The organism is Nonomuraea maheshkhaliensis (assembly GCF_039529435.1).
Classification (GTDB): Bacteria; Actinomycetota; Actinomycetes; order Streptosporangiales; family Streptosporangiaceae; genus Nonomuraea; species Nonomuraea maheshkhaliensis.
The window spans coordinates 1-3,761 of the sequence record NZ_BAAAMU010000158.1; the positions used below are offsets into that span (position 1 = coordinate 1).

General features: G+C 73.7%; 4 protein-coding genes. 1 reads left to right on the forward strand and 3 read right to left on the reverse strand.

Going from position 1 to position 3,761, the window contains the following annotated elements; translation table 11 throughout:
• The 3 genes from ABFX54_RS50285 to ABFX54_RS50295 all read right to left on the reverse strand — a co-directional run.
• Positions 1 to 283: FAD-dependent oxidoreductase (locus tag ABFX54_RS50285; protein ID WP_346114315.1), on the reverse strand; the 283-nt coding region annotated here is incomplete at its 3' end.
• Positions 271 to 1,044, reverse strand: a complete 774-nt coding sequence (locus ABFX54_RS50290; RefSeq protein ID WP_346114316.1) for a carotenoid biosynthesis protein — start codon at positions 1,042 to 1,044, stop codon at positions 271 to 273. The genes ABFX54_RS50285 and ABFX54_RS50290, both read right to left, overlap by 13 nt.
• 186 nt (positions 1,045 to 1,230) lie before the next feature.
• Complete coding sequence (locus tag ABFX54_RS50295) at positions 1,231 to 2,208, reverse strand: NAD(P)-dependent alcohol dehydrogenase (protein ID WP_346114317.1); 978 nt, start codon at positions 2,206 to 2,208, stop codon at positions 1,231 to 1,233.
• A gap of 100 nt (positions 2,209 to 2,308) precedes the next feature.
• On the opposite strand from ABFX54_RS50295, the gene ABFX54_RS50300 reads away from it, so the two are divergent.
• Positions 2,309 to 3,761 (forward strand): ATP-binding protein (locus ABFX54_RS50300; RefSeq protein WP_346114318.1); only part of this gene is annotated, 1,453 nt, incomplete at its 3' end.

Below are 3,761 nucleotides of genomic sequence, written 5' to 3' on the forward strand. Positions count from 1 at the left end.
GGTCGCAGCGCAGCAGCGCCGTCATGAGCAGGGACACCAGGCGTTCCCGCAGCGGGTCGGGTTCCATCAGCTCGCGGCGCAGCCCCAGTTCCCTGAACAGCTCGGGCATGGTCAGCAGCGAGGGCCCCAGCGAGAAGGTGAAGCCGTCGCGCCGGTGCTCGGCCAGCTTGCCGCCCAGCCGCGCCGAGCGCTCGTACAGCCGTACGTCGTGCCCCTGCCGGGCCAGCAGCAGCGCGCTCGTCATGCCTCCGACGCCGCCGCCGACCACCGTCACCGTTGCCACAGCCGCCTCCAGGCCGGCGCGGCGAACGCGCCCATCGTGAGGCCGCCGGCGACGGCCACCAGCGGGTCCGGCGGCTGGAACACCACCAGGAAGCCGACCGTCTCCATGACCGCCATGACCGTGTAGAGGGCGGGCAGCCCGTAGCCCGGCTCCCGGTCGCCGACGAAGCGCTGTACGACCAGCATGACCAGCGCCGACACCAGCAGCCAGCCCACGTAGTTGCTCAGCGGCACGCCACGGTACGGCCCGTCGTGCGCCCACGTCCACAGGCCCATCCGCACCATCTGCGGGTCGAGGAAAAGGTCCCACGCGGTCAGCGCGCCCGCGCCCACGACGATCCGCGGCCATCCGGGTACGGGGACGACGGCGGCGGCCACCGCGTACGCGGCCAGCCCCATGCCGCCCCACGCCACCGCCACCGCGACCGGCACCCCGCCGAGTCGCGGCCACAGGACGTCGCCGTAGGCGTAGTCACCGAACGGGAACCCGGTCAGCACCCCGGCCACCTCGGCCGCGTACCCGGTCAGCACCGCGCCGCCGAACGCGCCCGCCGCCCTGACCGGCCCCCAGACGGCGGCGGCGAAGGCGAGCGCGCCGGCCGCCAGCAGCACCACGATCGCGCCGGTGAACCGCTCCGGCCGCGCGTCCAGCCCTGACATCACCTGGCAGGCCATCATGGCCAGCAGGAACGCCACGCCGAGCACGCGCACCGGCCCGGCGTCCACGGACCTGATCTGTTCTCTCGCCTGTTCCAACGCCACCCCCGGGTTTCCGCCGCGGGTGAAGGTTCCCGGTGACGTCCCAAGCGAGCCCCACGGGGGTCCGCGCATCAAGGCAAGATTCCGGCGTCCAGGCCGGCATCGCCGGGCGACGTGGTGCGGACGGGCAACGACAGCCCGGACCGCGCAACCCGAACCGGACAGCTCGGGCTGCCTATCTCGTCACGTTCACACGGTGATCACGACCTTGCCCCGGGCGTGCCCCCGTTCGAGATAGCGGACCGCCTCGGCCGTCTCGTCCAGCGAGAACGTCCGGTCGATGACCGGCGTGACCCGGCCCTGCTCGATCAGCCCCGTCATGACGTCCAGATCGTCCGGGCTCGGCGAGGCCAGGAAGAACGTCGCCCAGCGCAGCAGCATGACCTTGGCGACCCCGAGCAGGGGGCCGACCCACTGGCCCTTGGCCGGCGCGCCCGCCACGAGGACGCCGGTGCCCGCCAGCACGCGCCGGTTGGCGAGCAGGCCGTGGTTGGCCACGAGGTCGAGCAGCACGTCATACCGCCCGCCCGTACGGGTGTAGTCCCGCTCGGTGTAGTCGATCACCTGGTCGGCGCCGATCGAGCGGACCAGTTCGACGTTCCGCGTGCTGCACACCCCCGTCACCTCGGCCGCGCCCAGCGCCTTGGCGAGTTGCACCGCGAACGTCCCCACGCCGCCCGCCGCCCCGTTCACCAGCACCCGCTGCCCGGCCTTGAGGCCGCCCTTGTCGCGCAGCGCCTGCAAGGCGTAGACGCCGGCCACCGGCACGGCCGCGGCCTGCTCGAACGTCAGCCCGGCCGGCTTCTTCGCCAGCCAGCCGTCCTGGCGCAGCGCGGCGTACTCGGCGAAGCCCGTCCTGCCCGGGGTCAGGTCCATCGCGCAGCCGCCGTACACGTCGTCGCCCGGCGCGAACCGGGTGACCCTCCTGCCCACGGCCTCGACGGTGCCCGCCAGGTCCGCGCCCAGCCCGCCGCGCCTGGGCCGGCGCAGGCCCATCTCCAGCCGGGCCACGTACGGCGCGCCTCTCATGGCGTGCCAGTCCAGCGGGTTCACGGAAGCGGCGCGGACGCGGATCAGCACGTCGTCGTCCCCGGCGACGGGCATGTCCGCGTCTTCCAGCCGCAGCACGTCGGGTGAACCGTAAGCGTGGTAACGAATCGCCTTCATACGATCAGCGTGAGGCGCCGCCCTCGGCCGGATAAATCACGTGAATTCGTGATTGCTGGGCTCCGGCCGGGCCCGGGGCGGTAGTAGTGTCCGAGCCACCATGGCCAGACCGCCGCGCCGTACGGGCAACCTGCCCGCCGAGGCGACCAGTTTCGTGGGCCGACGCCGTGAACTCGCGGTGGTCAGGCGCAAGCTCTCGGAGTCCCGGCTGGTCAGCCTGGTCGGTCCCGGCGGGGTCGGCAAGACGCGGCTGGCGCTGCGGATGGCGGGCGATCTCGGGCGCGGGTTCCCCGGCGGCGCGTGGCTGGTCGAGCTGGCCGAGGTCGGCGATCCCGGGCTGGTCGGCGACGCCGTGACGGCGGCCCTGGACCTGCGCACCCAGACCGCGGCCGAGCCGGTGGCACTGCTCCTGTCGTACCTGCGGGACAAGCGGCTGCTGCTGGTGGTGGACAACTGCGAGCACCTGCTCGGCGCCGTCGCCCCGCTGGTGGCGGAGGTCATGCGGGCGGCCCCCGGCGTACGGGTGATCGCCACCAGCAGGGAGCCGCTGTCGGTGCCGGGCGAGCACGTGGTGCCCGTACCGCCGCTCGACCTGCCGCCGCCCGCCCGCGCGCCGCTCGCGGAGCTGCGGCGGAACGAGGCGGTCAGCCTGTTCACCGAGCGGGCCGCGGCAGGCTCCGGCACGTTCGAGCTGACCCCGGCCAACCAGGCCGCCGTGGCCGACCTGTGCCGCCGCCTCGACGGCCTGCCGCTGGCGATCGAGCTGGCCGCGGTCAGGACGCGGGTGCTGTCCGCCGAGCAGATCCTCGAACGCCTCGACGACCGGTTCGGGCTGCTCACCGGGGGCAGCCGCGCCGCGCTGCCCCGCCATCAGACGCTGCGCACCACCGTCGACTGGAGCCACGACCTGCTGGCGGCGGGCGAGCGGGCGCTGCTGCGGCGGCTGTGCGCGTTCGCCGGCCGGTTCACGCTGGAGGACGTCGCGGCGATCTGCGCGTACGGGGACGTTTCCGCGGCGGGCGCGCTGGACCTGATGGCTTCGCTCGTGGACAAGTCCCTGGTGGTCAAGGAGGACGCCGGGGGGCTGGCCTGTTACCGCCTGCACGAGACGATGCGCGAGTACGCGGCGCTCAAGTTGCGTGCGGCGGGCGAGGAGGAGTTCCTGGCCCGGCGCCGCAACGATCACTACATCGGGCGCTGCCTGGGGTCGGCGCCGCGGGTGCGGCAGCGGCTGGGCGAGTGGCTCGCGTGGATGGACCTGGAGATCGACAACGTGCGGCACGTGCTGCGCGACTGCGTGACGCGGGGGGACGTGCGGGTCGGGGTTCTGCTCGTCTACTCCCTGGGGTACTACTGGATGACGCGCGGGCTCGGCGAAGGTGTGCGGTGGCTGGACGAGCTGCTCGCGTACGGGGGCGGCGGCGCGCGGGAGCCGGGCTTGGGTCCTCAGGAGTTGGCGCTGGCCTGGTACATGCGTGGCTTTCTGGCTGTACTGCGGTCCGACCCGGCCACGGCGCGACCGGCGCTCGACAGGGCCGTGGACGCAGCGGTGG